Origin of the sequence: Pirellula sp. SH-Sr6A (assembly GCF_001610875.1) — a bacterium.
In the GTDB taxonomy this organism is placed as follows: domain Bacteria; phylum Planctomycetota; class Planctomycetia; order Pirellulales; family Pirellulaceae; genus JBKCUI01.
On record NZ_CP011272.1, the window covers coordinates 1,926,729 to 1,953,420 of the forward strand.

A 26,692-nucleotide genomic window follows, 5' to 3' on the forward strand; every position below is an offset into this window, starting at 1 on the left:
TAGCCAGAGCCCGTCAAAATGGCTTGCAACCCGAACGGGATGCGGGAACTCTGTTGCAACCAAACCCGGGGAGGAACGAGGCTTACATGGGGCTAACCGCTGAAGTCCTTTCAGGACAATCCATCGCCATGTTGAATTCCCAATGCCGATTTGAACGCTTTCGGGCAGCGATGGGCAAGAAGCGTTGGGTAAGAAAACCGAACACCGAAGAGAGTAGTGAGTAGAAAGTAGACCGAGTGGACAAGGAGAAAGCAGATTCGGTAGGGAGGGAGGTCAAGAGAGTGGAGACCACTCCCTCTTCGATCCAACTTTCTACCGCTCAACTTTCTCCTGTCCACTCTCTATTCGCCTGTGGCGAATGGAGGCCGTTTCTTGGACTCGCAACGGCACCGAAAACCTATCCTGTTTTAGCTTGGACCACGCCTGCTGCGTGGGTTTTTGACCCACTCCGCAAAGATCTGGTTGCTACGCAAAAACTGGATTTGATCGCGACTCCAAGGACTAGCAACTCGGCGACGGACAAATATTTCGAACGATGTCTTTGAGACCGCGATGCGATATATTGAAACGTATGCAACCCATGGGAGGAGAACCGTCCGGCTGTAGCCGAGGACATCAATCGGCTGATCCAACAACGGATCAAGTCGGACCAGGATTGGGAGCGACAACCGGCGGTTGGCGTAACTACGACTGACTTCGATGCTGCTGAAATCGAGAAAATGATTCGGCAGTCCGTTGAAGCGGGACGGTTCGATTCGAGTGTGACCAATACAGAAGATGTGCTGCTGCGATTGAACCTCGTGATTGATGGTCGTCCCATTCAAGCAGCGGTCGTGGCTTTCGGCTCTCATCTTTTGCCTTGGTATCCGCAGTGCAGCTTGCGAGTAGCGAGATTTAAGGGCGTGACAAAGGACGAGGTACTCGATCAACGAAAAGTGTCGGGACATGCTTTTCTGTTACTGGATGAAGCGAGCAAGTTCCTGGGGAAGCAACTTCCGATCCGTGGCACGCTCCAAGAGGGGCAACTGCGTCGTCAAGACAAGCCGCTCTATCCCATTCTCGCTTTGCGTGAGGCATTGGTGAATGCCTTGTGCCATCGGGATTATTCCATTTCGGGAGGTGCCGTCAGCGTGGCACTGTTCGAGGATCGTCTGGAGATCGCCAGTACAGGTTCACTTCCGTCAGGAGTGAGCGTTGCGGACTTGAAACGGGACCATTTTTCGCAGCCTCGGAATCCGATGCTCGCAGATATTTTCTATCGCTGGGGTCTGATCGAACTTTGGGGAAGTGGAACCCAGCGTATCATTCGGTTGTGCGTTGAATCTGGTTGTCCCGAACCTCAATTTGAGGAACGTGCAGGCGAGTTTGTCGTGCGTTTCCTTGCGCCGAACTATGCTCCTTCCGTTCCCCCCGGTCTTGACCTTTCGGATCGTCAGGCCCGAATTCTAGCTCTTTTCCAATCGAACCCGGTGAGGAGCCTGCGTGAAATTCGAGAGTCAATTGATGCCAATCTCTCAGACAGCACTATTCGTGGTGAACTTAACCGCCTGCGAGAGTTCGGTTTAGTGGAGGCTGTCGGCGTCGGACGAGGGGCCTTCTGGCGAAGCATTCAGTGGCCTGCTTCGTGAGCGTTTTCGCAGTTGGAATGGCGCTTTTGGAACAAATGGCGCATGAAACAGACAAGAAAGACACAGCCCCGCAAGCAATGCGCACAATCAACAAAAGGCGCAACAATCAAGCAGAAAAGGCGTACCCTCGGCGGTAACTCATGACCAACGACTCCCAACAGATCGTCAACAAAGCCTGGAACTTCGCCCACGTTCTACGGGACGATGGCCTCTCGTACATGGCCTACACCGAGCAGATCACGTTTCTGCTCTTTCTCAAGATGGCCGATGAGCAGACAAAGCCGCCGTATAACAAGCCGCCCATCGTTCCTGCCAAGTTCAGTTGGGAAAGTCTGCTGAAGCGAGAAGGCGACGAACTCGAAGCCCACTACCGGCACATCCTCGAAGAACTCGGCAAGCAGCCAGGAATGCTGGGCGAAATCTTTAAGAAGGCCCGACCCGAAATCCAGAACCCGGCTACACTGCGGCGGTTGATCGTGGACCTGATTGACGTGGAGAAATGGTCTTCCATGCAGGCCGACGTGAAGGGGGACATCTACGAAGGGCTTCTCGCCAAGAGTGCCGCCGAAAGTCCCAAGGGGGCAGGCCAATACTTCACGCCTCGTGAACTCATCAAGGCCATCGTGGACTGCGTGCAGCCGACTGCCGACGATACTGTATGCGATCCAGCTTCAGGCACGGGCGGCTTTCTCTTGGCCGCTTACGACTACGTTGCCAAGCATCAAGGCAAGACTCTCGACAAAGATCAGAAGAAGCACCTGCGCACGAAGTTCGTGAAGGGATGGGAACTTGTTCCGAACACGGCCCGCCTCTGCATCATGAACCTCTATTTGCACGGCATCGACGCCGATCCTTGCCCGATCAAGTCGGGCGTGGACAGTCTTGCCAGCGATCCGGGCGAACGGTTCAGCGTGGACCTGACAAATCCACCGTTCGGGAAGAAAAGCAGCATCTCCATCGTCAACGACGCTGGTGATCTGGAGAAGGACGACACGGCCTACGAACGCCAGGACTTCTGGACGACGACTAAGAACAAGCAACTCAATTTCGTACAGCACATCAAGACGCTGCTCAAGGTGAATGGCCGCTGTGCTGTGGTCGTGCCGGATAACGTGCTGTTTGAGGGTGGAGCCGGAGAGACGGTGCGTCGCAATCTGATGAAGCAATGCGACGTGCATACGCTCTTGCGGCTCCCGACCGGCATCTTTTACGCCGGAGGTGTGAAGGCCAACGTGCTGTTCCTCGACGCCAAGCCAGCCCAAGAGAAGCCTTGGACGAAGACGCTGTGGGTCTACGACCTGCGGACCAACATGCACTTCACGCAAAAAACGAATCCACTTCAGCGTGCAGACCTGAACGAGTTCGTGGAATGCTACCGCCCCGCAAAGCGACACTTACGCAAGCCGACCTGGAGCGAGGCGAACCCCGAAGGCCGGTGGCGATCATTCGATTACGAGGACTTGATAAAGCGGGACAAAGTAAACCTCGACATCTTCTGGCTTCGTGACCAAAGCCTGGAAGATTCCGACGATCTCCCCACGCCTGATGTGCTGGCCCAAGAAATCGCTGATGACCTGCAAACCGCCTTGGAGCAGTTCACTGCGATAGCAGAGAAGGTGAAGGGGTAACAAATGAAGTCTGAATTTGCCGAGTATTACCGACCGTCCGAAGCTCAGTTCGATGCGATTTGGAAGGATGGCATCATCGCTTTCGACGCCAGCGCTCTTTTAAACCTGTACTTCTACTCGGAACCCACCGCACAAACTGTTCTTTCCGTGATGGGATTATTGAAAGATCGGATTTGGCTTCCACACCAAGCTGGCCTTGAATACCAACGCAATCGCGTGGTAGTGCTGGCGAAGGTCGCCAAAGGCTACTCCGAAGCCAAGAAGACGCTGCTCTCAATCCGTTCGCAGATTCATGCTCGCTCCCAGCCGCCATTCATCGAAGAAGATTTGGTGGAACGGTACGACTCGATCTCGGACGAGATCATCGCTGCCTTCGAGAAAGCAATTGCGACAGAAGTCGCTCGTTCCGATAGCGACAGTCTTCGAGATCAACTCGATGCTCTGTTTTCTGGTCGTGTCGGCAAGGCATTCACAGACAAAGAACTGGCAACGATTTTTAACGAGGGGAGAGAACGCTACAAGTCAAAAACGCCCCCAGGATACAAGGACGAGAAGGAGAAATCAGGAAACGACGCTTTTGGCGACCTCGTAATTTGGAAGGAACTGATTGAGAAATGCAAGGCCGAAAAGAAGCCCGCAATCCTCGTGACGGACGACGCCAAAGAAGACTGGTGGATGATTCATGAAAACCGAACGATTGGGCCGAGGCCCGAATTGCTCAGGGAGTTCCTTCAGGCGACAGGCCAACAATGTTATCTCTACAGTTCCGAGAGTTTTTTGCGGTACGCCGATCAGCATTTCACCGCACATATTGATCCAGCTTCACTACTGGAACTGCGTGACGCGAGCTTCCGAGATCGGCTGCTCACGTTCGAGCGTGGGTTTGAAGAAATCTCCTTGCCCTCCGACAACGAGATCGAAGAGGCATCGGCACGACTCGATGAACTGGATGAGGAGTCGGATGAGTATCTTGAAGCATTCGCACGTTACAGCCGCTTAGTTGGCAAGAAAACCGCTGACTCCTTTATGAACTCCATCTATCCGGGCCTTTCGCCCGGCGTAAAGAAGTTACGGTCTGAACTGACGACTGCAATTGGCGAACTGCTCAAAGCCTGTCGCTCGTGCAAGACTTGGGGAGATCGAGGCGAATACAAGCTGCCGAGTTGGTTGGAGTACGTCGAGGAAGAAATGATCCCTTACACGTCACTGCCCAAACTGCGGAAAATCAAGGAGAACCTTGAGGAACTGCTTCGCCGTCACCAAGAACTGTCAAATGAGTAGGACCGGCGAACTATGCGACGATCTGGTAGACGCCGTTTAACGAAGCAGTGCGGATGTCGCTCGTGCCTTAACCTCGTTACAGCAAACAACAAGAAACTTCGCAACCACGTTTAACACTAGGTGTCAGATGCAACTGTTTTCATCATCGACAGGCGGTAAATGGGTTCCGTTGGTGGAAAATACGCCTGAAGAAGCAAAGCAGGCAGAGCGAAATCGAGATACCCTCAAAAAGTCGTTACTTGAGACGCTTCGTGTCGAGAACTTGGTCGTTTTGACGGGACTCGGCACTTCGCTTTGCGTAATGGAAGGGGCAACTCGACTTGCACCGACAATGGCAGACCTTTGGGACGCTGCTCGAACGGCTACAGGCACGTCCGAATTCGACGCTTTACTTAGCACCGTCCGATATACAGCGACCGAACTTGATCCAGCATCTCCAGGGAATACACGAGTCAGAAAAGACATCGAATTACTACTGTCGCATTGCCAATTGGCACAAGCCTTCTCGCCTGCTGCGAACATTGCAACATTCATTCATGACACTGAGCAGTTGATCGTTCGCAAATGTGCTTTCGTAAAGGACGGCTTTACGCTTGGAACCCACGAAACCTTCCTTCGTCGTGTTGCTCGTCGCTCAACCCGTTCTCCACGCACTCGCCTTTTCACAACGAACTACGATTTGTGTTTCGAGCAAGCCGCCAGCAGCGCTGGCTTTATCGTTTTGGATGGATTTTCGCACACGCTGCCACAGCAATTCAATAGCACCTATTTTGCCTTTGATTTCGTTCGCAGAGACGACACGCTTAGTACTCCGGACTTTCTGCCAAATGTCTTTCAGCTATACAAGTTGCACGGTTCGGTTGATTGGGATCGACGTGGAGACGAAGTATTCCGCATGACTCAGCCAACAACTCCGGTTCTCATCTATCCCAGAGACTCAAAGTTCGAGTTGTCTTATGAACCACCATATTTGGAAATGATGGGCCGATTTCTAAGCTCACTACGACAACCGAAGACATCACTCCTTGTGATTGGTTTCGGATTTAACGACAAACACTTGACTCAGCCGATTTTGTCAGCCATCCGGTCGAATGTCGGCCTTCGTGTAACTGTTGTCGATCCCGCACTTGCCACATCGACTAATGATGCGGTCACTCGCTTCAGGGAAATGGTGAACCACGGCGATGCACGAATTTCTCTAGTCGCTGCGAAATTCGAGGAGTTTGTTCCGCTGCTACCTGATCTCGTTGCTGTAAGTGAAGAGGAACAACACGAAGCTCGTTTCGCAAGGAGGACGCAACGTGCCGACTAACAAATCTGAGCCACTCCATCCGTATGACCCGCACAGGTATATGGGTACGCTGTGTCAAGTAGGTCCACTTTCATCAAGAGTTAATCTGCCATATGCCAATCACAGCGGCGGGCGAGTACATCATGGGAATCGTGTTGCCTGCGGCGAGGTCGGCGAATTCGTCGTCATCGAATGTGACGAAATAGCCATTTTTGGCCGAATCCTCGATGTGCGATTGCCTGATCGAGAGCGACTCAGTGTTGAACCGGGTATTGGGGAAAAGCATGATGTTCATCCTATTGGTAGCATTCAACTTCTAGCGTCATTCAATCTGTCGGATGGCACTGTGCAGTCAGGTGTAACTCGGTATCCACGCCTCGGAAGCCGAGTGTACTCTGCACACCCAACGCTCGTGCATTGGCTTGTGCAGGATACCAAAGGCCGGAAGGCGAGTTCAGACGGCATATCTTTCCGATTCGCAAGCCTGCCGGATGCTGATGGAGCAGTTGTCGGGCTTTCGCCAGAACAGTTATTCGGGCGACATTGTGCGGTCTTGGGTGCTACAGGTGGAGGGAAAAGCTGGAGTGTCGCACGACTGATCGAAGAGTGCCTGTTGTATAGGTCAAAAGCAATCCTGCTCGATGCCACTGGCGAGTTTCACACGTTCGCAGATGAACGGGTTCAACATGCTTACTTCGGATGCAACAGCGGCCCAGAGTGCAAGGGAGATGAAGTTGTATTCCCTTACCATGATCTCACAGAAGGCGATCTGTTTGCGATTTTTCGACCTAGCGGCCAATCTCAGGGGCCAAAACTACGGGCTGCAATGAAGAGCTTAAAATTGGCGAAAGCGGTTCCGGCTCTTGCCCCCAATGGATTCTTGGTGAAAGCTGATCAAGCCAAACAGCCGATTGAAGCTGCTTATCGAGACAACGTCGCTAAGGTCGAATCATCGTCAGCCGACTTTGACTTGGCCTTACTTGCTCGGCAAATCGAGCAGGAATGTGTCCTCCCGTCTGCCGACTACGGAAAGCGTCCTCAAGCCTGGGGATCACTGAATGGGACCGATTACGGCTGGTGTGTTTCGCTAGTTTACCGCATTGAAGACATGCTTCAGGCGAGAGAAATGGCCTGCATTTTCAAGCCAGGCGTGACGACACCGCTGAAGGCGGTGGTTGACCGTTTCTTGAATGACGACAGCAAGCGAGTCCTTCGTATTTCACTTCAGAATATCCCGTTTGCTGGTAATGCTAGAGAGATCGTTGCAAACGCAATAGGTCGCCATCTCTTAGGACTCGCTCGAAATGGGAGCTTCCGCAGCCGACCACTCCTTATGTTTCTTGACGAAGCGCACCAATTTCTCGACAAACTTCTTGGTGACGAAACCTCTCGATATTGCCTTGATGCCTTCGGGCTTATTGCGAAAGAAGGTCGAAAATACGGTTTGACAATTTGTCTCTCTACTCAGCGGCCCAGAGACATTCCAGAAGATGTTCTCAGTCAAATGGGGACACTCATCGTCCATCGCATGATTAACGACCGAGATAGAGAGGTTGTCGAACGAGCATCGGGAGACATCGATCGATCCGCTGCTGCATTTCTACCAACTCTCGGTCCTGGCGAAGCTGTAATCATCGGCGTAGACATTCCGGTTCCGCTGGCCGTTCAAATTGATCGTCCAAATGCAGAGCCGGAATCAAAAGGGCCAAATTATCAGGAGCATTGGGCAGTTGAGCGGCTTGAATAACGAAGGAGTTGGACAATGGCGAAGAAACCCAAACTACCCAACCCCTTCGCTGGCCGCTGGCGCATCGTCTCAATGAGTGCCTGGGACCAGGAATTCATCGACGAGGAAGAAGAGGGCTATTTCGAGTTCGACCAAAAGAACAACGGTCAGTTCCACTTCGGCTACTTTCACGGCCAGATGGATTGCCGCCTGACGACACGGGACGGTGAAGCCGCCGTTGAATGGACCTGGGATGGCAACGACGAGATGGACCCGGCCCAGGGGCGAGGTTGGGCCATCGTAAAGGACGACGAACTCCACGGTATGATCTTCTTCCACAACGGCGTCGATTCAGAGTTCGTAGCGACGAAGGCTGAGAGCCGGAAGAAGTCGAAGAAATAACCACCAACATGCAGATGTTTGGCTACGCCCAAGATTCCAACTCCCCTAACCTCGGCTCAATACGTTGTGCGATGGTACGACAGCCTGGGTCCGCAACGGTTCAATCATCGCTACAAGTGGCCTCGGCCTGAATGTCGAGTGCTTCGTTCCGAATACATCGTTACTTTTGGATTCACCCTGACGAGGGCTGACAGATGATGACCACATACCCCGCTAGCTACAAGGATAAGTTCGGTGAAGAAAGCACAACGATTTTGAACGACGGCGATTCGATAACGATGATGGTCCGTGGCGTTCGATTCAAAGGGAACGATTTCGACAGTTTCGAGCCACAGGATGCGACTGATCCGGCTCAGTTGTCGTCTTTCACTTTTTGCACGGGCGCCTTTGCTTCTGCGTTACCACCCTCCGGAGGCGACGCGGTAGTCCAGTTACAACGAAGCCGATCGGTCCTGGCAAAATCGCTGAGACAGACCAGGTAGACACGTACCCCCAAAGCAAATCCGCCCAACAACATCCCGGACAGCGTGCCAGGGAAAAGACGGGGATGCAATCACTAGAGAGTAGTGAGTAGAAAAGTGACCGAGTGGACAAGGAGAAAGCAGATTCGGTAGCTGGGGGAGGTCAAGAGAGTGGAGACCACTCCCTCTTCGATCCAACTTTCTACCGCTCAACTTTCTCCTGTCCACTCTCTATTCGCCTGTGGCGAATGGAGGCGGTTTCCTGGACTCGCAACGGGGCCGAAATCTGATGGTGTTTTGGCTCGGACAACCCCTCCTGAGTGGGCTCTTGACCCACTCCGTGAAGATCTGGCTGCTGCGTAAAACCTGGATTTGATCGCGACTCGAATGATTAGCAACTCAATGACGGATAAAAATTTCAGACTCGGTCATTGAGACTGCAATGCGATATAACGAAACGGTGGCAACCTATGGGAGGAGAACATCCCAATGAATATCGAAGGGAGAATAAGCTGGCCTGGATTTCTGCTCTCGATTATTCCGTCGTCAATTTTTCTGATCGGCTCGCTCATCACTAGTGTATGGTCGCTTAACGCAAACTTTCGAGCCAACCTTGTGGTTGCTGGCTTTTCTCTGCTAACGGGATCCGCCAATGCATTGTGGATTTTGTTATCACTGGCGACTATCGTCACTTCTTTTCGGCTGAAGGACGGCGAACTGACTTTTGGACGACTGGGACGCCGAACGCGAACTGTACCGCTTACCGATGTCGTTTCAACCAGTCTTCCAACGCCGCAGAAGCAGCGTCTGAAAGCTTGGAACGGTGCAACGGTTTGGCTCCGCGGTGGATACACCTTGTTCCTGTCGTTTAGTGTCCTAGATAACGCTCGCGTGCTAGCGACTTTTTTGAGTGAATTGCCTGTACGAAGCAATGACAACATAGAAGGCTCCCTCGTACGCAGTGCTGTGGCAAGCACGATGGTTGCACAAGCATTGGTCACGTGCCTGCTAATCGCGATCGGCACGGTAGCATTACTAATATTGGGCGTAGCGTTTCATCCAAATCCAGGTGTTGGAGATCGCAGGCTATTCCTTGCGCTTGGTTGCGTACTCTTGTCGCTTTGCGCGATTGGCTTTTACTTCGGCGTATTGCGGTACTGGATCGGATGCGTGCGATGGTACCGATTGGATGGACGGGTTTTGCATTACCGAACGGTTCTTTCATCAAGTATCAGCCAACGCTTTGTTGACGAGTTGGATTCAGTTGCTTCACATCGTCCCACTTCCCAACAAGCGGAGGCAGGCAGCTGGCGGCTATTGCGATTTCGAGATGGCGAGCAACTCAAGCTGCATGTCGGGATACTTCAGAACGCTTCGACTCTTTACGAAGAACTCAAAGCTCTCAAGACGAGAAACAGAATCGCCAAGGGCCGTCGACCTTCGTCGATCTTTGGTTCTGACCATCCAATGTGGCAAGCGATTCAACCTCATCTTGAGGAAGGTGAACAGGTGTGGTGGATTGGCCGTCCGGTGTACAAGAAGCTTTGGAACGAAATGGCCGCGGAAGTCGTGTTTGGACTCATCCCAGGAACGATCGGACTCCTCGCGGTGATCGCCGGCACGACGGTCTTCGCGCGTAGAATGGATGCTTCATTGACGCTTCTCGTTGTAGGTGCCTTCTTTACCTTGATTGGATTCTGGTGCGTTTCCGCTCCCTATCGGTACCGACGAATGCTTCAAGACACGGTTTATGCCGTGACCTCTCGAAGGGCGTTGGTAATCGCCGGATTCACCTGGGGACCACAGGTCGCCGTCGATAAGACGACCGACAGAATTCAGTCGATCACGGCCGATAAAGCCATGTATTACGAAGTTGTCGGGCGAGGGCGAGACGTTGTTTTCGGCGGTGAATGGCGAAAAGGGAGGAAGGGGAGGAATTATTGGGGGCACCACGGTTTTCTGGCCGTGGATGACCGTCAAGGTGCAGAAGCCGCTCTCCAGTGTTTGTTGTCAAGCGATGAGACAGGCTGTTGATGCCAACATGCTTACCGTTACTTAATCCCAGCTTCGCGAATCAGGGAGTTTACTCATGTTTTTGCCGAGGTTGTCCGTCCAATCAAGCATTGAGCCCTGACAGGCCATGCGCCATGCCTAGCCATCCACTGCGAGGTCAAGGATTGGGGACATGGCTATCCATGCGGCTGCAAATAGGTCGACCGCTTCATCAGATCGGATTCTTTTGCATGAGTAAGGGAAGTGGACTTCGAAGCCGAGTTGAATATTGGACCTTTTGTTTACGAGCAACGAGTAGATTGCCTCAACCCATTCTGGCTGGTACTTAATGGTCGATGCCCCGTTTCCCTGAATTGCTGTTCTCAAATCGGCATCCATTCTCCCATCAACTTCAGGATCCGATCTTTGGCTATAATAGTGGCGCTGTGTCGCGTAGAGCATAGGTTTTGCGTTGGGTGACTTTTTGAGCACCGGCCGAAGACCGGATTCGATTGCACGAACGACTTCTAGGAACCCATCGATACCCAGCCCCACTAGTTTGGTACGAAATCCTCCTCTAACACCGTTTGGAATGGTGATGGCGGCGACGGCATGCCGTCGATTGATGCTGATCGTTAGGTGAGGGAAAGCCGTGAACTGCTCTACACCTCGTGCGGCGACTAATGGCAAGAAATCCCAAACGCTATCCGTGTCTTGGCTTGTTATGCCATGACGTCTTTTTCCGTCGGGATCAACTCCAATCTTATGAAGATCTTTTCTGCTCTGGAGTAAATCGCCCAGAAGGCGAATCAATCGTTTCGCTTCACGGTACGAGTACGGGTTCTTATCATCGAAACGCAGGCCGTCAAACACTGTAATGGTCCCTCGTATCTGGTAATTGCGTGCAAGCATCTTTTGTTCGAATGGTCGCATGTAGTCAACAAGCTGGATCGCCCAAAACGAATCGGTCACTCTTTGGTTAAACCAAGAGTAAACTTCACGCCAAGACCTAACGACCGTTTTCGGAGGTAACTCATTTTCAAGTTCGTCCACCGTAAGCACTACGATCCACGGTGAATCGTAGCCATTCCGCTGTGCTGTTTTGCGATGACGCTCGAGTTGGCCCATCGTTACTTTGGCTTGCACCTTGCATTCAAATAACACCACCCAGTTGTCGTCATCAAAGATTGCTAGATCCGGCAAACCTTTTTGATGCTCCTCATCCACATCTTCCAATTGGACGCCAGGAACTTGCTGCTGTGATATTGCCAAGAGGCTAGCTTTGGGAATTTCAGAGATTCCAAGCCACTTTAAAAAGTCTACAAGCAGCTTCGGGGACTGCCCAAGCACCGTCGCAAGTGCGTGAGTCAGTCTGTTCTCCGGTTGTTCGTATTGGTCAAAAATGTTTCGCAACGGAAGGTCACTTTTCAAAAACGTCATGTCGATAGGGTAAGCCCCATCTAAGATCCAAGGCCTTATCCCTCTTTCACCTAGGTTATCCTCTGATTCCCCAACGAGCCTATTGAGCTTTCAACCAACTAAGCGTAACTGACTGTCCCATCGTCGAATCGAACACGATCTGTGATAGGAGAAACGCATGAACAATTGGTGGGAAGTACCTGATGATCTTTCGGATAAGGACACGGGGCATATCAAAGCGGTCGCTTATTATCGACACTCGGCACAAGACCGACAAGAGAATTCCATTCCGATCCAACAAGACCAGGTCCGCGATTGGGCAAAGAACCATGGTGTTGAGATCATCGAAGAGTTTGCTGACCACGGTCGCTCGGGCCTGACCTCTGAAGGCCGACCTGCGTTCACAGACATGATGGAGAACTGGGTAAAGAAAAGAAATGACTTCCAGTACATACTCTGCCTCGATGTGAGTCGCTGGGGGAGATTCCAAGACATCGATCTATCCGCCCAGTTTAGCGCTGAATGCAAGAAGGCAGGCAAGCAGGTCATCTATACGACGATCGGTAAACCGAGAGAGGACGATCCGCTCTATCCCGTCTACGTCCAATTCGAGCGATTCCGCGCTGCCCAGTACAGCAAAGAGCTGAGCGACAAAGTCTGGCGAGGGTGCGTCAAGATTTCGGAACAAGGGTATTGGGCGGGCGGACCACCTCCATATGGACTCGACAGACTTCTCCTCGACGAATCCAAACATCCGTTACACCCTCTCGCTCCCGGCCAACGCAAAAGCATCCAAAATCAGCGGGTTACTCTTACACCTTCGGCGTCAGACGAGGCACGTATCGTCGCCCGTATCTTTGACGACTTTGTCAACCAAGGCCACTCCGAACGTCAGATTGCTAAAGCGCTAAATCGGGAAGGAATCCTCTCGCCAGGAGGAATGGGATGGAGCAAATCATCTGTTAAAAGCATCCTGCAAAACGAGAAATACGTTGGGACGATCGTCTACAACCGAACAACGCAAAAGCTGAAAACTCCCAGGCGAGAAAACCCAGAAGAGAAATGGGTCAGGACCCCTGGCGCGTTCGATGGAATCATCGAGTCCGAACTCTTCTTGAAAGCGCAAGAAATCTTCCAGCGCCGTCGAGACAAATACGAGTCCGAGAACATGCTCGCGGGGCTGCAAAAGGTCTTCGAAAACAATGATTTCCTACGCCCGAGTTTGATGCGAGCAGCCGAACTCCCATCCGCAGCCTGTTATGGCCAGAAGTTTGGATCTTTGGATTTTGCCTTCCAACAGCTGTTTACCCCTCTCAGAAACGAAGCTCGACGCGATGTAGAGGCAAAGCTTCAAACAGTACTTGGTGAAGTTCTTTCCTACGCTGACTTCCTGGTTCTTGATCGAAAGCTCACTCTTTCGCTTCAGCCGGTTGTTCCCACTCCGCACGGATACGCGGCTTATTGGCCGCTACGACGCGATTCACGTGCCGTAATCGACCTGACGCTTGGTGTCCTACTTGCCGAGCCGGCGCAGCTACGAATCCTCGGATACATCGCACTGCCCAAGTGGATTCAGACCGATCGATCCTTCCGGGTGTTTTGCTCTTCACAGAACATCGAGCTTCTGGGGCATCGCAACCTAGACTTTTTAACCAACCTAGTCCAATGAGGTGATTATGGAACCAGAATCAAACATCATGTCCTTTAGCGACCGTCGTTACGAGGAGGTCCCCATTGAATTGATCAAGGTCATCAATTCGCGTGATCGAGACAACGATCAGTTCAAGATGAACGTAAGCAGCATCAGCGAACTTGGATTGATGAAGCCGATTCGAGTCAACGACAAGTTCCTTGAGAAAACAGGTTTCTACGAACTGATTTGCGGCGAAGGTCGTCTGCTTGCCCACAAGGAACTCGGGAAAACGCGTGTGCTCGCCGAGGTTGTTACCTGCACACGGAAAGAAGCCTACCTTCAATCGCTCGTAGAGAACATTGCCAGGACCAAACCGGGGACGATGGACTTCGCTCGCGAACTCAAGAGACTGCGAGACGAAGGATGGGAGTACGCAAAAATCGCCAAGGTTGCATGCAAGACAGCAGAGTACATTCGGCAATACATCCGACTGATTGAGCAGGGTGAAGAAAGACTGATTCTCGGTGTCGAGCAAGGGGTGTTCCCGATCACATTTGCGTTGCAGGTGACCAATTCTGACAACTCGCAACTTCAGCATCTGCTGATGGATGCATTTGATCAAGGGATTGTCACAACAGCGAATTTTGCGCATGCGAGAAAGATCATTACGCAGTATGCCAGCAGCGGCAAAAAACGTGCTGCATCGAAAAAAGACTACACGGTCGATCAGCTGAAACAGGACATCGCAGACGCGACCAAGCAGAAGACAAACTACGTCAAGCAGGCCGAACACAAAGAGAATCGATTCCTCACGCTCCTCACCGGGATCAACGCGATCTGGCGAGACGAGGAATTTCGACGAGTTCTAACGGAGGAAGGGTTGGATCAACGTCCTGATCTTATGGGTGACTTCAAGTATGAACAGCAATAGAAACGAGAGGATTACGAATGCCGCCGAACGATACGCTAGTTAAAGGTCTCGACTTGCCAATTGTGCGTCTAAAGCCAAGAGTTTCTCGCGAGATTTCAAATCGCGAGTTTCAAAGAATCGCAGCAAGTATTCGGTCGGTTGGCCTGATCGAGCCGCTCATCGTGTTTCCAGAGAATGGCGACTATGTGATTCTGGATGGTTACCAACGATACAAGATACTGCTCGAAATGGGAATCGAGCGGGTTCCCTGCCTCATCTGGAACGAGCGTGAGGCATTCACTGGCAACCGAATGGTGAATCGTCTCAGTCACTCCCAGGAGATGCGGATGCTTCGACAATCGCTGGAGGAACTGGACGAAAAGACGATTGCCGCCGCATTTGGTATCAATAGCATCGGGCACAGGCTGAACCAATCACTTTTGAAGCAGCTACACCCTGCGGTTGCTAGAGCCTTTGAGACAGGCAAGGTACCGAAGAATGTGGCAAGGGAATTGAGATATGTAAAACCCGAGAGGCAGATAGAAATCCTTGAGCTGATGGAATCATGCAACGACTTCAGCGTTCCGTTCGTTCGAGGGCTCATTCTCAAAACCCCTGTAACAAAACGGGCCAAGCTTCCTGCTAACGGCTTTTCACCATGGGAGAAGTCTGAGAAGAAGAACGACGATCTCCTTAAACGCCTACAAGAGGTCGAAGAAAAGCAAGAGTTCTACGCTGGACTGTACCGCCAGTACTCTTACAACCTTTTGAAGCTGATCATCTACGTTCGGTCGCTAATGGCGAATGAACGAGTGCATGCAAAGCTTGCCGAACAATATGCCGGGCTGCTAACAGGCTTCCGAGAAATTGTCGAAGGAAGCGAGGGTTAGTACACATGAACTCAATCGATGCGCAAAGGAAACAGGTGATTCGGAAGATCCTGGAAATGGAAAGCCTACATCAAACACTAACCGAAGAATCCGTTAGTCGATTGCACCAAAACTTGTTTGAGGAAGCTTGCTTGCTGTTCGGAACATGGGCAATAGCTCTCGATTATTCCGGAGTGCGATTACGACCGGAATGCAGCAAGGCACTAGCACCCAGGGCTGTGATCAAAAAGATACGCAGCCATGTGGGGAGACTCTATTCCGTCAAGGCGGTGAACGTTCGTCGGACTAACTTCAAGCTCTATAAGGCCGCAATCGACTCTTTTGGTTCTTGGAAAAAGGCCTTGCGAGCAGCCGGCGTCGACACCGCTCGTCTTTACTATGGATCTACCAGTCCAAAATTGAATGATGAACAGATATTCCAACTGCTGCGTGATCGGTATCAGCAGGGGAAGTCCATGCGTTTTATTGACTTCGCCTGCGAGAACATGGCGGCCGCGAGGCTTTTGGAATTGCGGTTTAAGAGCTGGAAGAAGGCCTTGCAATTGGCAGGCCTTACGGATTCGATCGATTCGATCCAAGAGCAGGTTTAATCGCAACATATTGATTCCTTCCACCCGTTTTGAAGCACAATATCATGTCCACATCTAAGCGCGATGTGCCACGAACATACCGACCGAGTGCGGATGATTCGGATCGATGTTGAAGATGTGCGTTTGTCCCAGAAAGCCAGCAAGAAGGAGATTGTCTTTGCGGCTGTGCCACTCGCCACGGATCCATCCGATCCGTTCCATGAGACCTAAGGCTGCGAATTCGGAGATGATCAAGTACTCGGCTCCCTCGCAGTCCAGTTTGAGTAGGTCGATCTCGTCGATGCCGACATCGCCAAGCTTTTTCCAGAGATCTTTCGGCGAGATGCAATCAACCTGCAACCCGAAATCGGAATGTCTCGGCTCAATAGATTCCCAGACTTTGGGAACGTACTCGCTCACGCGACTATGCGAAACGGGGGACGAGAGAATACAGCGACCGCTTTCGGGCGCGACTGCGGCGTTGATGAGAGTCAGATTCTCTCTGGGGATATGCGCCGTGTTTCGAACCAAGAGTTCGAAACTCTCTGGATGGGGCTCGACGGCGATGATCCTAGAGTCGGGCCAATAATGATGACACAGGACGGTGAAGCTACCCACATGTGCACCGATATCCAAGATGGTTCGTACCGGATGGGATCGGAGCACATCGACTTGGTATTCATCGTTGGAACACGGCGTTAGCGAACTGAGCACTCGCGGGTTCGATGAAGAAGTTTCGACCATAGACTTGGTAGCAAGCAGGGAACGACATGAAAGTTACTCTCCGAAGTTAGGCATCAAGAAATACCAGTTCGATCGACATTCGCTCGTATTCGAGCCATTGCCCCGTCCACGTTTGTGGGTCTCGCTGCCGGAGATGACAGGTCGGTCGATCCACTCGAGAAAGCGTGAGAACCATGTCGCTATCGACTTGATTGATGTGCCAGCAACGTTCGCATTCGGCAGCACCTTCACCGATCATTCGGTCGCCATCGAACTGCAAAACCCGTTCGTCGTAGCCTACCCGCCTATAGACCGCCTGCTTGCCTTGGATGGATTCGATGAGGGCTTGTTCATTCGGAGTGGGCTGTTCATTTCTCCAGAGAACACCGCTCCACTTTGAAGCGAGCGATTGGACTAAGTCGAAACAGAACGATTCGTTAGCCAACGAATCGTTAAAGCGATTGCCTCCGAAACGCCATTTGTCCTGGCAGCGATGCTGGAAGAGGATCTGGCCGCGGAAGTCGTATTGAACAATGGTGTGGACATTCCATCCAGGGCCGGCGCTCGGCATCGCATATTCCGAATCCAATCGTCTCCAACCGAGGTGGAAACACTCCTTGTCACCATAGACATGTTGGAACGTGAAGTCGGAATGTTCTGCGTAGAACAGGGACAACCGAAGCTCGCGATCGCAGCGACGTTTATCGATGAGGTATTGTCCGGATTCGAATGCGCGTTCATGCTCTGCTACTTCCGGTTCGGCCATGTCGGGCATCCCGAAGATGCGCCATACTCCGGGCTTGAGAGTCCAGCACGCGTAGTCGGGCCAGAACACCGCGCCATACCGTTTGTACTCGTCGCACTCGAACAAGTAGGTTGATCGCACACGACCCCATTGTCGGCGTCGAGGAAGAGCACTTGGGCAAACGGTGAATGGAGCGTCGCAAAGAGTTTCAATTCCCAGCCGCATAGGATCCGGCAGGGGTGCTCCTTTTCGATTTTTCGTGCGTCGACGCATTCGACGCCGAGGGGTTCGAGCAGTCGCTTCATGTAGGGATCCATTTCACCATCCCCCAAGTACCACAGCTGGATCGGAAGCGTGCATCCGAAATGGCGGAGGAGATTGACGTTCACCCACACGCTTGGAAAGTACTTAAGTCCTCCCCCTGCGATGACGATGCCGCGATCTTGGGAGTAAGTCGCGCGACTGGGTTTGACGTTGTCGATGAACTGATCAACCAAGCGCTGGTGGGCTTCGATGGTGTTATCCCAGGTTCCCCATCCATTGGGCCAAGGCCCTGGGGGGCACTGTGCAATCAGTTCGATCATCGCATTGGGAGTCATCGCAGGATTGGCGTCCATGCAACTTGCCATCATTCACCTACCTCCAAGTCAGAACCGTTATCGTCGGTGGTCACCGCAGCATCATAACGTGCACGCACGATGCGACTCGCGCTCAGCTTGTGCCCGCGCACGGATCTGGGTGACCACCAATTGGAAATCCAGGACAACACGGTTACTCGGCCCCCGGTGGAACAATCTTGTTGAAGACCAAGCCACGACGCTTCGACTTCGTGGCATCTTTCGAGGCTAGAAAGCGAGCTGCTTCGATTTGATCAGTCAGCTTGTGCTGCTCAACACTGCCGGCGTCGCCAGAGGCTTTCGCTGGTCCTTCCGCATTGGTGCGAATGGAATCTTCGATTAAGTCCGCCATCAGTTACTCCAGTATTGAGAGCAAAGCGCCCCTTCTATTTGGAGACCTACCCGGTGAGCTGATGTGATGACGAAAGAAAAGAGAGAATCAAACGTGTTGTGCTACATCTAGCATTTTCGAGGTTGTGTCGGCGCGGATTCATAGGTGACGATCCGCCTGAAGCAATGCCGACACTGTTTGCGCCGGCGGATTCGGCCATCACGAAGCGGTTCGGTGTGTGTGGTGTAGAAGTGATGGCAACCGCATTGGGGACAGACGATTCCTAACGGGCTTTTCTGGTCCTTGGGACTTGTCATACTGATCCCTGCAAAACGCCATGACTGGATGAAAATCCGAGATTCGTCAAGTTTCTTTATCTTGACCATATACCGTATCCGATATACGCTTAGGAAGAAATGCAGGGAGCTCGGGCACAATGGCCAAGGCAAGGGGTCGCAACGATGATGAAGCAACTGAGAAGGTTCTGGTTTGGCTTAGCGGTGAGGTTAAAACGCCACCGTTCACACCTGAGGGAAGGCAAGAAGCAGGAATGCTCCTTCGATCTCTGCAAAATGGCGTTCAATTGAACATGCCACAGTCGGAGTCGTTGCCCATCGTTGGTCCAAGATGCGGAGCGCTTCGGGTTCGGGATGCAGACCATAGTTGGCGAATCATGTATCGGGTCGATTCCGATGCGATTTTGATCCTCGAAGTGTATTCTAAGAAAACACCCAAAATACCGAATGAGGTAATCGAGCGATGCCAAAAGCGATTGAGGCTTTACGATGAAGCCGTAAAAGCTGCTAAAAGAAGAAGTAGTCCAAAGCAAAAGGTGATTTGATGGATGCAAAAAAGCGTAAGGCGATTGAGGCAGCAGGCTGGAAAGTTGGCGATGCTGCGGATTTCCTCGAGATGAGCGTTGAAGAACGACAACTTCTGGATACTCGCATAGCGCTTGCTCGGGCAATTCGCTTGCAACGCGAGTCGGTTAAAATGTCGCAGAAGGAACTTGGTGCCAAGATGAAAACGAGCCAGCCCCGTGTAGCAAAGATTGAACGGGCTGCACCTGATGTATCGTTGGATCAGTTGGTGCGTGCTCTCGCAGCTGCAGGAGGAAAAATCGTTGTTAGTTCGAACGGAGGCAAAGTTTCGAAGGGAAAGCGTGCTGCGAAAAGCACAGGTAGCGTTGTCTTGAAGGTGAAGGCAACGAATTAGATGTATCGGATGGTTTAGCGATTCGTTCTGAAAGTCAAGTTTCATCGGCCACGTCTCCTTTGCAACTCCGCGAAGCTCACCCGACCTTGCTTCTTGGCGATCGTATTCCCTGCGTCAGGTAAAGAGACGCCTTGCATTGATGCTGCAACTGCACATCCGACAACGCAATCGAACCAATGGTTGTCACCTCGCTCGGGTCTTTGCTTCCATTCGTCGACAATCCGACCGCGACCTTCCGTTCGAACGTGATACTCAGCTGACAAATGTTCGGCCAAGAGCCGATGGGTGTCCGGTGTGTCCCCAAAGAGCGATAGGCAACCGCGATCTCCCATCGCGACCGCCAAACGAGCATGGACAAATGTCTTCCAGAAGTTGGTGTCGTAGACAACGTGTCGAACCACCCGCTTGCCATGGACGTTCGGAATTCGCCAGTTGTGGCCGACACGATCCCCAGGCTTTCGTTTGTATTCTGAAAACGGCTGACTGGAAGCTCCTACGAATCGACCGTGGCTGGGCATGACAATTCCGGCGAACTGACTTTGCCGACAGAACTGATACTGCATGGCACGCACAGCTAGCTCGACAGGCTTCTCGGTGAGATGGATCATCGATTGCGGATTGACCTTCTTCACTTGCCACAGGTCGGTCGCATTATTGGGCCCGTAGTATTTGTGCCCCGCGCCTTCCTTCCAACCGTAGAACGCAAGCTCAAACGCCCCCATAAAATCTTTACGTGTCAAAACAGGGTGTTGTTTATCCCAAACGATGCTTTGGCTAAAGTACAGCGCGTGGCGACTTAGGAATGGGGGATAATTTCCAAGATTGGCGTAACCTCCCCAAATGTAAAAGCATCGACCCGGCAACAAGACGCGCGCGATGTTACCGAACCACGCATCGAGGAGTCGATCGAACTCGCCATCGCTGACAAAGTCATTCGCGAGGGGGCGATCCTTCGGCCGAAGCTTCTTATGCGTTGCAGCATGTTTTGGTTTCCCCGTCTCATGATCAACACCGAACGAAGCGGCGTTGCCTTGGCCCTGCTTGAGTTTCCCTGACGCAGCGTCGTTCGAGAACGAGGATAAGCCGGCAGCGATCGCGTTGTTCGATCGAGGCTCCACCTTCACGTTGTAGGGCGGGTCTGTGTTGCAGAGATGGATCGCATTGCCGGCCAAAAGCCGATCCAGGTCTGCCGGCGATGACGAGTCTCCGCAGAGCAGCCGGTGGTTACCAAGGATCCAAAGATCCCCTGGCTTCGTGATCGCTTCATCGGGAGGTGCGGGAATCTCATCGGGATCGGTAAGTCCCTCGTTGACTCCGGTGTCCATCAGCTTGGCAAGCTCGTCGGTATCGAAACCGAGAAGGCCAAGATCAAAACCGCTATCACCAAGCTCTTTGAGTTCGATGGGGAGCAGATCATAGTTCCATTCGGCGAGCTCAGCGGTTTTGTTATCGGCGATGCGATACGCCTTGATCTGCTCGGGTGTGAGGTCCTTCGCAACATGGACCGGGATCTTTTCGATGCCAAGCTTCTGCTTCGTGACTGGCACGGAGAGCGTTACGAGGTCATCGTTCAAGAAGACGGGTTTCTCTTTCAGGGTAAGAAGTATCGCAGCCTCAGCGCAATCTCTCGCGCGATCACAGGTCGCCATGTCAACGGGCGTCGATTCTTTGGATTGCAGCCCAGCAGTAAGAAAGGTGGCTCAAAGTGATCAACGACAAAAAGAAGATTCGGTGTGCGATCTACACCCGCAAAAGCCACGAAGAGGGGCTCGACCAGGATTTTAACTCACTGGATGCACAGCGTTCTGCTGCCGAAGCGTACGTTCAATCGCAGGTCCACGAAGGATGGAAGCTCATTACGTCCCGATACGACGACGGAGGATTTTCGGGTGGAAACATGGATCGCCCAGCACTGAATGCTTTGATCGAAGACATCCGTGCCCGAAAGATCGACTGCGTGGTCGTCTACAAGGTGGACCGTCTCAGCCGGTCGCTTCTGGACTTTTCCAGGCTGATCTCGCTGTTTGACGAGTATCAGGTTTCGTTCGTTTCGGTCACGCAGCAGTTCAACACAACCACTTCGATGGGGCGGCTGACGCTCAATATCCTGCTTTCGTTCGCCCAATTCGAACGCGAGATCATTGGCGAACGCATCCGAGACAAAAAGCTTTTGACGGCTCGCCAGGGCAAATACATCGGAGGCCAACCGAAGCTGGGGCTGGACATTGTAGATCGGAAGTATGTGATCAACCCGGACGAGGCCAAATTGGTGAAGCGAATCTTCAAGATGGCGACGCAGTTGCAGTCATGCCAGAAGGTCGCGGACACGCTGAACAGCGAAGGGATTCGCTCGAAAGTCTTCGAGACCAAGTCTGGCAAGATCATGGGCGGGAAGCCTTACTCTGGACGTTCAGTCTACAACATCCTGACCGACGCAAAGTATATCGGAAAGATTGTCCATAAGGGTGTCGCGTACCATGCCGAGCATCAGGCGATCATTCGGGAGGACCAGTTCGAGAAGGTCCGAAAGCTCCTTGCCGCCAATCGCACCTACACCCACAAGCACCAGGCGAAGCGATTCGCGATGCTTAGGCGTTTGGTTTACTGCGGCGAGTGTGGAAATTTGGTGATGCCGGCATGGACGAACAACCATGGACGGGAGTATCGCTACTACACCTGCTCGAAAAAGGTGAAGACCGGGTACAAGAAGTGTTCGTTGCCTTCTCTGCCTGCGGGCGAACTCGAGAAGATCGTGGTGGACCAACTTCGATCGCTGCTTCGGCACCCTGACGTGATTGCCCACACGTTTCGCGAGGTTTGCGCCAGTTCGCAATCTGGTCCCGATGCGGAGATCGGGTCACGACTGGAAGAGCTACGCGGACGTCGCCAACAGACGGAACAGGCGGCTCGATCGCTTCTCGGCCTGCAGGATCCGGAAAGTCCATTTGTGAAAGGAGAACTCAAACGGCTCAACGCCGAGATAAAATCCCTCAGCGATTCCATTCGCAGTCTCGAATCCGAGGTTACGTCCACGAGAGCCGTCGATTTGTCTGAGGTCACGAAAGCACTCCAGCAGCTCGACCCAGTCTGGGAAGTCCTCTATCCCGACGAGAAATCGCGAGTCATGGAGCTACTAATCGAAACTGTCACTGTTTCCAAAGAGAGCGTTGATATTCATTTTCGAGCCAACGGGATCGAACAGATCGTCGGCGAATTGACGCCAATGAGTGAGCGAGCAGATGGCTAAAACGAAACGAACAAATGAACCGAAGTTGGATCAGCCTGCTACAGAGCCCGACGACGTAACTCTGGAGTCTGAATTTGCTGTCGCGGACCGCAAGATCACGGTTCGCCGAGATGGGGGCAAGGTTGTCGTTTCCGTGCCAGTCCGGTTCTATCGACGCAATGGCCGGCAGATGATCTTGGCTGACGACTATACTGCCGAGAGTAAACCGCACGAGTCTCTACCTCCCAACACCGCACTCGTCGTCAATTTGGCTAGAGCATGGTTCTGGCAAGAACAGCTCGAATCCGGTCAATTCGGATGCGTCGAGGAGATTGCAACGGCAAACGACGTTGATCGAACGTATGTAAGCCGTATCCTTCAGCTTACTTCTTTATCTCCGTCGATTGTTGAGAAGATAATGGAAGGAAACGAGCCTGCAGGGTTGAGCCTTCGCAAGCTCAGAAAAGGAATCCCTTTGGTTTGGGAAAAGCAATTCTAAAGAGCATCGTCGCCAGAAACGAGTAGAGTTTCAGGGAATTGGCAACACTGGAGGTCGGGCTAGCGATCCTTGGACTGCATCAGCAAATCTGTCCGTCCATCTTTGAAAAAAAACCGTCTTTGCTTCACTGTCGATTGGCAAAGGTTCGTATGCCATGCAGATCTTTCCCATTACTGATGACATAGCAATATCTGCCTTCTTGACGTCGTCGGTTAGATGAAAAGGCTCAAACTGCTTGCCCTTGCCCACCAGCGGGGACGTGAAGTATGCAACTTCGTACCATCGGTACCCCGGAGCATCCACTCTGGGTTTTGCATACCACAACGACGACCAAAATCGGTACTCGGGCAATGTCTGCAAAACACCTATCACTCCAGAAGCAACTACATCCCAGCCCGAAACACTAAAGTCACTAGGTGGGTGAATGTGCGAGTCATCCAACTCGATCAACAACTTCCCACGCCCGAGAGTGCATTCAAGTGACACAAGCCCGGAGCGTACTTTTCTCTGCTCTATGTTTGGCACAGCCTCAATGACTTCTTGGAAGAAATCATTTGCTATCTCTTTTAGTTGCTGATATGCGTGACGCCCCAGTTCAATGCGATTCTCTAGTTCACCCCTTTTCAACATTTCTCGTCCGCTACTTTCAGCCTTGTCGTTCTCAACTTTCACGGCCAGTGCAGCCAATCGCTGAATCGCAATATTTTTGCGTAGAAACGGCGTGTCTCTACAGTTTTGCAAAGCGGAAAGTACCACGTCTATGGTTGGCCTCGCTTCTGCTGGCTTTTGCATCATCATTTTAATCAGAGTAGCAAGTCGATGATCTTCAATTGGGATATTGGGGGGAGTTGAACTAAGATGCTGTTGCTTAAAATCTTCACGGTTCGGGCCTGAGAATGGTGGGTGTCCAGTTATCAAAAAGTAAGCAACGCAACCCAAAGAGTAGATATCGGAAGCATGTGTCGCCTTTTCTTCCTTCCATTGCTCTGGAGAAGCATAACGGGAGCTTAGCTTTTTCTTATGGGTTTCGGAGGCCGTTACTGCATCAACAAATCGTGAAATGCCAAAGTCAGTAAGTTTCCATCTTCCATCATGAAATAAGATATTCTCGGGCTTGATGTCACGATGTACGATGTGCTCGACTTCCTTGAGGCCTTGCCCTACTTCGAGCAAAATTCGAACTGCTTCATTCACGTTCAACGGACCGTTCTTACACTCATCAGCAAGACTCTTCTCCGCCTTTGCCATAACGACATAGCCATCGCGAGTGTCTTCGTCGCGTCCACAATCTAGCACCGGGATAATATGACTGTGTGTTTGTCCAACTAGATTCTCGACAATTTCTAGCTCTCTCGCCTCGGGGGAACTCGTTAGCGAAAGCCTAAGCCTTTTAACTGCCACTTCGGAACCCGATTCTGACCTACCTTCAAACACAACCCCATTTCCACCGCGAGGTCCGAGCTGACGATCAGTGAAGAAGCTCCATGTTCTACCATTTAGTTTGACTGTCCTCATGGAGTCTGACTCCTGCGCATCATTATCGATAGTAACGTTAAACGGATAAGTCGACGAATAGCCGCCACTAGGCCGCACCTCCATAAATTTCAAGAAAATCTTCAACACTTCAACCGAGCAACTGAAGACATTCTGGTCTAACCAGCTGAACGCGAGTTTATCCTCAACCGCTGGATCCATGAAGTCTGTGGGTATTCCTTTTTTGCCAAACACAACCTGCGGTCGAGTGTAAATCGGTGAACCTGATACTTTCCAAGCCCACCAATGGATAGTACTCATCCAGCGGTCGATAATTTTTTCAGATTCGCCATGGATGGAGTCGCCTGCACTGTAAATTAAATCGCTCAAGCCCATTTCGCTTTTATTTCCATAAACAGCCCGCCGAAGTTCGTTACTAAGCCCGACGATTTCATGCGCAAACGACTGCAAATCAGAGAAAGCTGAATCATCGCTACCAAAAAACAGATGTGCACGATAGGGTTCTCTACTGAGTGGTTGAAACGGTAAACATTCCTGCTCTGCTGCAACAGCCTGCATCGGAGGAATGTCGACCGGCCAACAATCCTTTGGAGGAAGATTTTCGCGACTTCGGAATTACCAAATTTGAACGGACCGGGCGGTTTGTATCTGCGGCTACCCACCGGATGCACACCACACGTCGGGATGCGTATCGCCTCCCCCTCTGGCAGCACCAGCATGTGATATAGCGAGAGTTTTGTTTTTTCCTCAGACTCAATTCTTTGAATCAAGTCATTGACTGCTGCTCGGCAGAATTCTTTGCTCAATTTTTCCTCCCGAGGTTATGACTGATGTCGTTGATACCAGGTCGTGACGCTGATTTTTGCTAGGCTCTGTTTGAAAACTGGTGTTTTCGTAACTTTGCGAATTTGCGATAATCGACGGATCGCCAATCAAGGAGGATACGATGGCACGTCACAGATTAACCGATTTGCAATGGGAATGCATCGAGGAACTGTTTCCGTCTCCGAAGACAACGGGGCGGCCTCCTACGAACTACCGCTTAGCGTTTGATGCCATTCTTTGGATTCTGCGCACCGGATCGCCTTGGCGCGATCTCCCTGAAGAATTTGGGAAGTGGAGAACTATCTACGGCCTCTACGATAAATGGAACGGTGATGGAACCCTTGACGCTGTTCTGAATAAGCTTCGTTCAGCTCGCATTGATGATGGTGCAATCGATAGTGATCTATGGTGTGTCGATGGGAGCGTCATCCGTGCCCATCGATGTGCTTCTGGCGGTGGAAAAAGGGGGCGCCAGACGAGCCAGCTGATCATGCACTAGGCCGTTCGCGAGGCGGATATTCAACCAAAATCCATCTTCTCGTGGATGGCATGGGCAATCCTCTGGCATTCACCATTACGGGAGGGCAAGCTCATGAGACCACAGCACTGCTCGAGGTCCTCGAGAAGGCCGACAACGATCTTCATGACAGCGAAGGTCGCCCGGTTGCTTGGCCAGTGAATCTTGCAGGAGATAAAGGTTATCGAGCCGAATGGATCGACGAGACGCTCATCGATCTTGGAATCAATCCGATCATCCCGTCGAAGTCGAATGAAGATCGCGACGCACGAACGGCACAATTCGACGGGGATTGTTATCGACGCCGGAATATTGTCGAACGCTCCATAGGTTGGCTCAAAGAGTGTCGACGCGTCTTTTCGCGATTCGAGAAGACCGCCATTAACTACGCTGGGATGATTAAAATGGCGATGATCGAACGATTCCTCCGAATGATGTGTAGTTAACAGTTTTCAAACAGAGCCTAGTAGCCGCCACATAGCGCTGTCAATCAAATCTCCCATCCCAAGAAGTTGGCTGCAAGTCTGCAATTTGTTGGTTTTGCAGATGTGTGACTCACTCTGGGCGAGTCACGCACTTAAGAGCCTAATTCGCTTTTTAGAGCCTTTCACGATGGAAAGACCGGGATAGCGAGTCCCGCGAAAAACAAAACTCATCAAGCCCCCAACAC

Annotated in this window: 28 protein-coding genes; 20 read left to right on the forward strand and 8 right to left on the reverse strand. The window is 51.9% G+C overall.

The window, feature by feature from the left end; translation table 11 throughout:
* The first annotated feature begins 86 nt into the window (after positions 1-86).
* The 5 genes from VN12_RS25740 (at position 87) to VN12_RS07700 (ending at position 5,849) form a co-directional block, all read left to right on the forward strand.
* Positions 87-224 carry a hypothetical protein gene (locus VN12_RS25740; RefSeq protein ID WP_168164281.1) on the forward strand — a complete coding sequence of 46 codons (138 nt, stop codon included), beginning with the start codon at positions 87-89 and terminating at the stop codon, positions 222-224.
* A 495-nt stretch (positions 225-719) separates the two neighbouring features.
* Complete coding sequence (locus tag VN12_RS07685) at positions 720-1,628, forward strand: ATP-binding protein (protein WP_146676275.1); 909 nt, start codon at positions 720-722, stop codon at positions 1,626-1,628.
* A 140-nt stretch (positions 1,629-1,768) separates the two neighbouring features.
* Positions 1,769-3,256, forward strand: coding sequence for a class I SAM-dependent DNA methyltransferase (locus VN12_RS07690; protein ID WP_146676276.1), 1,488 nt, complete (start codon positions 1,769-1,771; stop codon positions 3,254-3,256).
* A gap of 3 nt (positions 3,257-3,259) precedes the next feature.
* Positions 3,260-4,537, forward strand: a complete 1,278-nt coding sequence (locus VN12_RS07695; RefSeq protein ID WP_146676277.1) for a PIN-like domain-containing protein — start codon at positions 3,260-3,262, stop codon at positions 4,535-4,537.
* Positions 4,538-4,664: 127 nt separating this feature from the next.
* Positions 4,665-5,849 carry an SIR2 family protein gene (locus VN12_RS07700; protein ID WP_146676278.1) on the forward strand — a complete coding sequence of 395 codons (1,185 nt, stop codon included), beginning with the start codon at positions 4,665-4,667 and terminating at the stop codon, positions 5,847-5,849.
* Positions 5,850-5,922: 73 nt separating this feature from the next.
* On the opposite strand, the gene VN12_RS26165 is transcribed toward VN12_RS07700, so the two are convergent.
* On the reverse strand, positions 5,923-6,114 hold the full coding sequence (locus tag VN12_RS26165; RefSeq protein WP_205855220.1) for a hypothetical protein: 192 nt from the start codon (positions 6,112-6,114) through the stop codon (positions 5,923-5,925).
* Between the two features lie 138 nt (positions 6,115-6,252).
* On the opposite strand from VN12_RS26165, the gene VN12_RS07705 reads away from it, so the two are divergent.
* The 4 genes from VN12_RS07705 to VN12_RS07720 all read left to right on the forward strand — a co-directional run bounded on the left by VN12_RS07705 (position 6,253) and on the right by VN12_RS07720 (position 10,451).
* Entirely contained in the window at positions 6,253-7,575 is a 1,323-nt protein-coding gene (locus VN12_RS07705; RefSeq protein ID WP_240491417.1) for an ATP-binding protein, read from the forward strand.
* A gap of 15 nt (positions 7,576-7,590) precedes the next feature.
* A complete protein-coding gene (locus VN12_RS07710) occupies positions 7,591-7,956 on the forward strand; it encodes a hypothetical protein (protein WP_146676279.1) in 366 nt (121 codons plus the stop codon).
* Positions 7,957-8,150: 194 nt separating this feature from the next.
* Positions 8,151-8,438: a DUF6304 family protein gene (locus tag VN12_RS07715; protein WP_146676280.1), complete on the forward strand. Its 288-nt coding sequence runs from the start codon at positions 8,151-8,153 to the stop codon at positions 8,436-8,438.
* Between the two features lie 594 nt (positions 8,439-9,032).
* Positions 9,033-10,451: a hypothetical protein gene (locus VN12_RS07720; protein ID WP_146676281.1), complete on the forward strand. Its 1,419-nt coding sequence runs from the start codon at positions 9,033-9,035 to the stop codon at positions 10,449-10,451.
* Between the two features lie 117 nt (positions 10,452-10,568).
* Here VN12_RS07720 and VN12_RS07725 read toward each other — a convergent pair whose 3' ends face one another.
* Entirely contained in the window at positions 10,569-11,822 is a 1,254-nt protein-coding gene (locus VN12_RS07725; RefSeq protein ID WP_168164282.1) for a PD-(D/E)XK nuclease family protein, read from the reverse strand.
* Positions 11,823-12,006: 184 nt separating this feature from the next.
* On the opposite strand from VN12_RS07725, the gene VN12_RS07730 reads away from it, so the two are divergent.
* The 4 genes from VN12_RS07730 to VN12_RS07745 are packed head-to-tail and all read left to right on the forward strand — an operon-like array spanning position 12,007 to position 15,851.
* Positions 12,007-13,497 carry a recombinase family protein gene (locus tag VN12_RS07730; RefSeq protein WP_146676283.1) on the forward strand — a complete coding sequence of 497 codons (1,491 nt, stop codon included), beginning with the start codon at positions 12,007-12,009 and terminating at the stop codon, positions 13,495-13,497.
* 28 nt (positions 13,498-13,525) lie between these two features.
* Complete coding sequence (locus VN12_RS07735; RefSeq protein ID WP_205855222.1) at positions 13,526-14,392, forward strand: ParB/RepB/Spo0J family partition protein; 867 nt, start codon at positions 13,526-13,528, stop codon at positions 14,390-14,392.
* A 17-nt stretch (positions 14,393-14,409) separates the two neighbouring features.
* On the forward strand, positions 14,410-15,261 hold the full coding sequence (locus tag VN12_RS07740) for a ParB/RepB/Spo0J family partition protein (RefSeq protein WP_146676285.1): 852 nt from the start codon (positions 14,410-14,412) through the stop codon (positions 15,259-15,261).
* 5 nt (positions 15,262-15,266) lie between these two features.
* Positions 15,267-15,851 carry a hypothetical protein gene (locus VN12_RS07745; RefSeq protein WP_146676286.1) on the forward strand — a complete coding sequence of 195 codons (585 nt, stop codon included), beginning with the start codon at positions 15,267-15,269 and terminating at the stop codon, positions 15,849-15,851.
* A gap of 54 nt (positions 15,852-15,905) precedes the next feature.
* On the opposite strand, the gene VN12_RS07750 is transcribed toward VN12_RS07745, so the two are convergent.
* From VN12_RS07750 to VN12_RS07765, 4 genes are all read right to left on the reverse strand, one after another.
* Positions 15,906-16,544 (reverse strand): FkbM family methyltransferase, encoded by a 639-nt coding sequence (locus tag VN12_RS07750; RefSeq protein ID WP_205855223.1) that lies wholly within the window; start codon positions 16,542-16,544, stop codon positions 15,906-15,908.
* Between the two features lie 76 nt (positions 16,545-16,620).
* Complete coding sequence (locus VN12_RS07755) at positions 16,621-17,319, reverse strand: hypothetical protein (protein ID WP_168164096.1); 699 nt, start codon at positions 17,317-17,319, stop codon at positions 16,621-16,623.
* On the reverse strand, positions 17,301-17,930 hold the full coding sequence (locus VN12_RS07760; protein ID WP_146676289.1) for a hypothetical protein: 630 nt from the start codon (positions 17,928-17,930) through the stop codon (positions 17,301-17,303). The genes VN12_RS07755 and VN12_RS07760 overlap by 19 nt, the downstream gene beginning before the upstream one ends.
* 139 nt (positions 17,931-18,069) lie before the next feature.
* The gene (locus VN12_RS07765) at positions 18,070-18,267 is read right to left on the reverse strand and encodes a hypothetical protein (protein ID WP_146676290.1); all 198 of its coding nucleotides are present in this window, start codon (positions 18,265-18,267) and stop codon (positions 18,070-18,072) included.
* A gap of 415 nt (positions 18,268-18,682) precedes the next feature.
* On the opposite strand from VN12_RS07765, the gene VN12_RS07770 reads away from it, so the two are divergent.
* Together VN12_RS07770 and VN12_RS07775 are read left to right on the forward strand one after the other, a co-directional pair.
* The gene (locus VN12_RS07770; RefSeq protein WP_146676291.1) at positions 18,683-19,087 is read left to right on the forward strand and encodes a type II toxin-antitoxin system RelE/ParE family toxin; all 405 of its coding nucleotides are present in this window, start codon (positions 18,683-18,685) and stop codon (positions 19,085-19,087) included.
* The gene (locus VN12_RS07775) at positions 19,087-19,461 is read left to right on the forward strand and encodes an XRE family transcriptional regulator (RefSeq protein WP_146676292.1); all 375 of its coding nucleotides are present in this window, start codon (positions 19,087-19,089) and stop codon (positions 19,459-19,461) included. The genes VN12_RS07770 and VN12_RS07775 overlap by 1 nt, the downstream gene beginning before the upstream one ends.
* A 41-nt stretch (positions 19,462-19,502) precedes the next feature.
* Here the strand turns inward: VN12_RS07775 and VN12_RS07780 are convergent, their stop codons facing one another.
* Entirely contained in the window at positions 19,503-20,786 is a 1,284-nt protein-coding gene (locus VN12_RS07780) for a terminase gpA endonuclease subunit (protein ID WP_409994273.1), read from the reverse strand.
* Positions 20,787-20,960: 174 nt separating this feature from the next.
* Between VN12_RS07780 and VN12_RS26795 the strand changes: the two genes are divergently transcribed.
* From VN12_RS26795 to VN12_RS07795, 3 genes are read left to right on the forward strand one after another with little or no spacing between them, the layout of a single operon-like run.
* The gene (locus tag VN12_RS26795) at positions 20,961-21,170 is read left to right on the forward strand and encodes a DUF2924 domain-containing protein (RefSeq protein ID WP_146676294.1); all 210 of its coding nucleotides are present in this window, start codon (positions 20,961-20,963) and stop codon (positions 21,168-21,170) included.
* On the forward strand, positions 21,167-22,708 hold the full coding sequence (locus VN12_RS07790) for a recombinase family protein (protein ID WP_146676295.1): 1,542 nt from the start codon (positions 21,167-21,169) through the stop codon (positions 22,706-22,708). The genes VN12_RS26795 and VN12_RS07790 overlap by 4 nt, the downstream gene beginning before the upstream one ends.
* Positions 22,701-23,186 (forward strand): hypothetical protein, encoded by a 486-nt coding sequence (locus tag VN12_RS07795; RefSeq protein WP_146676296.1) that lies wholly within the window; start codon positions 22,701-22,703, stop codon positions 23,184-23,186. The genes VN12_RS07790 and VN12_RS07795 overlap by 8 nt, the downstream gene beginning before the upstream one ends.
* 30 nt (positions 23,187-23,216) lie before the next feature.
* Here VN12_RS07795 and VN12_RS07800 read toward each other — a convergent pair whose 3' ends face one another.
* Positions 23,217-25,238 (reverse strand): serine/threonine protein kinase, encoded by a 2,022-nt coding sequence (locus tag VN12_RS07800; protein WP_146676297.1) that lies wholly within the window; start codon positions 25,236-25,238, stop codon positions 23,217-23,219.
* 388 nt (positions 25,239-25,626) lie between these two features.
* Here VN12_RS07800 and VN12_RS26610 point away from each other — a divergent pair, with 388 nt between their 5' ends.
* Entirely contained in the window at positions 25,627-26,004 is a 378-nt protein-coding gene (locus VN12_RS26610; protein WP_146675160.1) for an IS5 family transposase, read from the forward strand.
* Positions 25,947-26,468, forward strand: coding sequence for an IS5 family transposase (locus tag VN12_RS26615; RefSeq protein ID WP_168164138.1), 522 nt, complete (start codon positions 25,947-25,949; stop codon positions 26,466-26,468). Before VN12_RS26610 ends, VN12_RS26615 begins: the two co-directional genes overlap by 58 nt.
* Positions 26,469-26,692 lie beyond the last annotated feature (224 nt).

What these genes read in the sequence shown, in the direction of transcription:
- VN12_RS25740 (WP_168164281.1), top strand. Translation starts at nt 87, where the DNA reads ATGGGGCTAACCGCTGAAGTCCTTTCAGGACAATCCATCGCCATGTTG.
- VN12_RS26610 (WP_146675160.1), top strand. Translation starts at nt 25,627, where the DNA reads ATGGCACGTCACAGATTAACCGATTTGCAATGGGAATGCATCGAGGAA.
- VN12_RS07795 (WP_146676296.1), top strand. Translation starts at nt 22,701, where the DNA reads ATGGCTAAAACGAAACGAACAAATGAACCGAAGTTGGATCAGCCTGCT.
- VN12_RS07770 (WP_146676291.1), top strand. Translation starts at nt 18,683, where the DNA reads ATGGCCAAGGCAAGGGGTCGCAACGATGATGAAGCAACTGAGAAGGTT.
- VN12_RS07710 (WP_146676279.1), top strand. Translation starts at nt 7,591, where the DNA reads ATGGCGAAGAAACCCAAACTACCCAACCCCTTCGCTGGCCGCTGGCGC.
- VN12_RS26615 (WP_168164138.1), top strand. Translation starts at nt 25,947, where the DNA reads ATGTGCTTCTGGCGGTGGAAAAAGGGGGCGCCAGACGAGCCAGCTGAT.
- VN12_RS07715 (WP_146676280.1), top strand. Translation starts at nt 8,151, where the DNA reads ATGATGACCACATACCCCGCTAGCTACAAGGATAAGTTCGGTGAAGAA.
- VN12_RS07760 (WP_146676289.1), bottom strand. Translation starts at nt 17,930, where the DNA reads ATGATGGCAAGTTGCATGGACGCCAATCCTGCGATGACTCCCAATGCG.
- VN12_RS07735 (WP_205855222.1), top strand. Translation starts at nt 13,526, where the DNA reads ATGTCCTTTAGCGACCGTCGTTACGAGGAGGTCCCCATTGAATTGATC.
- VN12_RS07685 (WP_146676275.1), top strand. Translation starts at nt 720, where the DNA reads ATGATTCGGCAGTCCGTTGAAGCGGGACGGTTCGATTCGAGTGTGACC.
- VN12_RS07755 (WP_168164096.1), bottom strand. Translation starts at nt 17,319, where the DNA reads ATGGCCGAACCGGAAGTAGCAGAGCATGAACGCGCATTCGAATCCGGA.
- VN12_RS07765 (WP_146676290.1), bottom strand. Translation starts at nt 18,267, where the DNA reads ATGGCGGACTTAATCGAAGATTCCATTCGCACCAATGCGGAAGGACCA.
- VN12_RS07695 (WP_146676277.1), top strand. Translation starts at nt 3,260, where the DNA reads ATGAAGTCTGAATTTGCCGAGTATTACCGACCGTCCGAAGCTCAGTTC.
- VN12_RS07740 (WP_146676285.1), top strand. Translation starts at nt 14,410, where the DNA reads ATGCCGCCGAACGATACGCTAGTTAAAGGTCTCGACTTGCCAATTGTG.
- VN12_RS07730 (WP_146676283.1), top strand. Translation starts at nt 12,007, where the DNA reads ATGAACAATTGGTGGGAAGTACCTGATGATCTTTCGGATAAGGACACG.
- VN12_RS07700 (WP_146676278.1), top strand. Translation starts at nt 4,665, where the DNA reads ATGCAACTGTTTTCATCATCGACAGGCGGTAAATGGGTTCCGTTGGTG.
- VN12_RS07775 (WP_146676292.1), top strand. Translation starts at nt 19,087, where the DNA reads ATGGATGCAAAAAAGCGTAAGGCGATTGAGGCAGCAGGCTGGAAAGTT.
- VN12_RS07800 (WP_146676297.1), bottom strand. Translation starts at nt 25,238, where the DNA reads ATGCAGGCTGTTGCAGCAGAGCAGGAATGTTTACCGTTTCAACCACTC.
- VN12_RS07780 (WP_409994273.1), bottom strand. Translation starts at nt 20,786, where the DNA reads ATGGACACCGGAGTCAACGAGGGACTTACCGATCCCGATGAGATTCCC.
- VN12_RS07745 (WP_146676286.1), top strand. Translation starts at nt 15,267, where the DNA reads ATGAACTCAATCGATGCGCAAAGGAAACAGGTGATTCGGAAGATCCTG.
- VN12_RS26165 (WP_205855220.1), bottom strand. Translation starts at nt 6,114, where the DNA reads ATGCTTTTCCCCAATACCCGGTTCAACACTGAGTCGCTCTCGATCAGG.
- VN12_RS26795 (WP_146676294.1), top strand. Translation starts at nt 20,961, where the DNA reads ATGGACCGGGATCTTTTCGATGCCAAGCTTCTGCTTCGTGACTGGCAC.
- VN12_RS07690 (WP_146676276.1), top strand. Translation starts at nt 1,769, where the DNA reads ATGACCAACGACTCCCAACAGATCGTCAACAAAGCCTGGAACTTCGCC.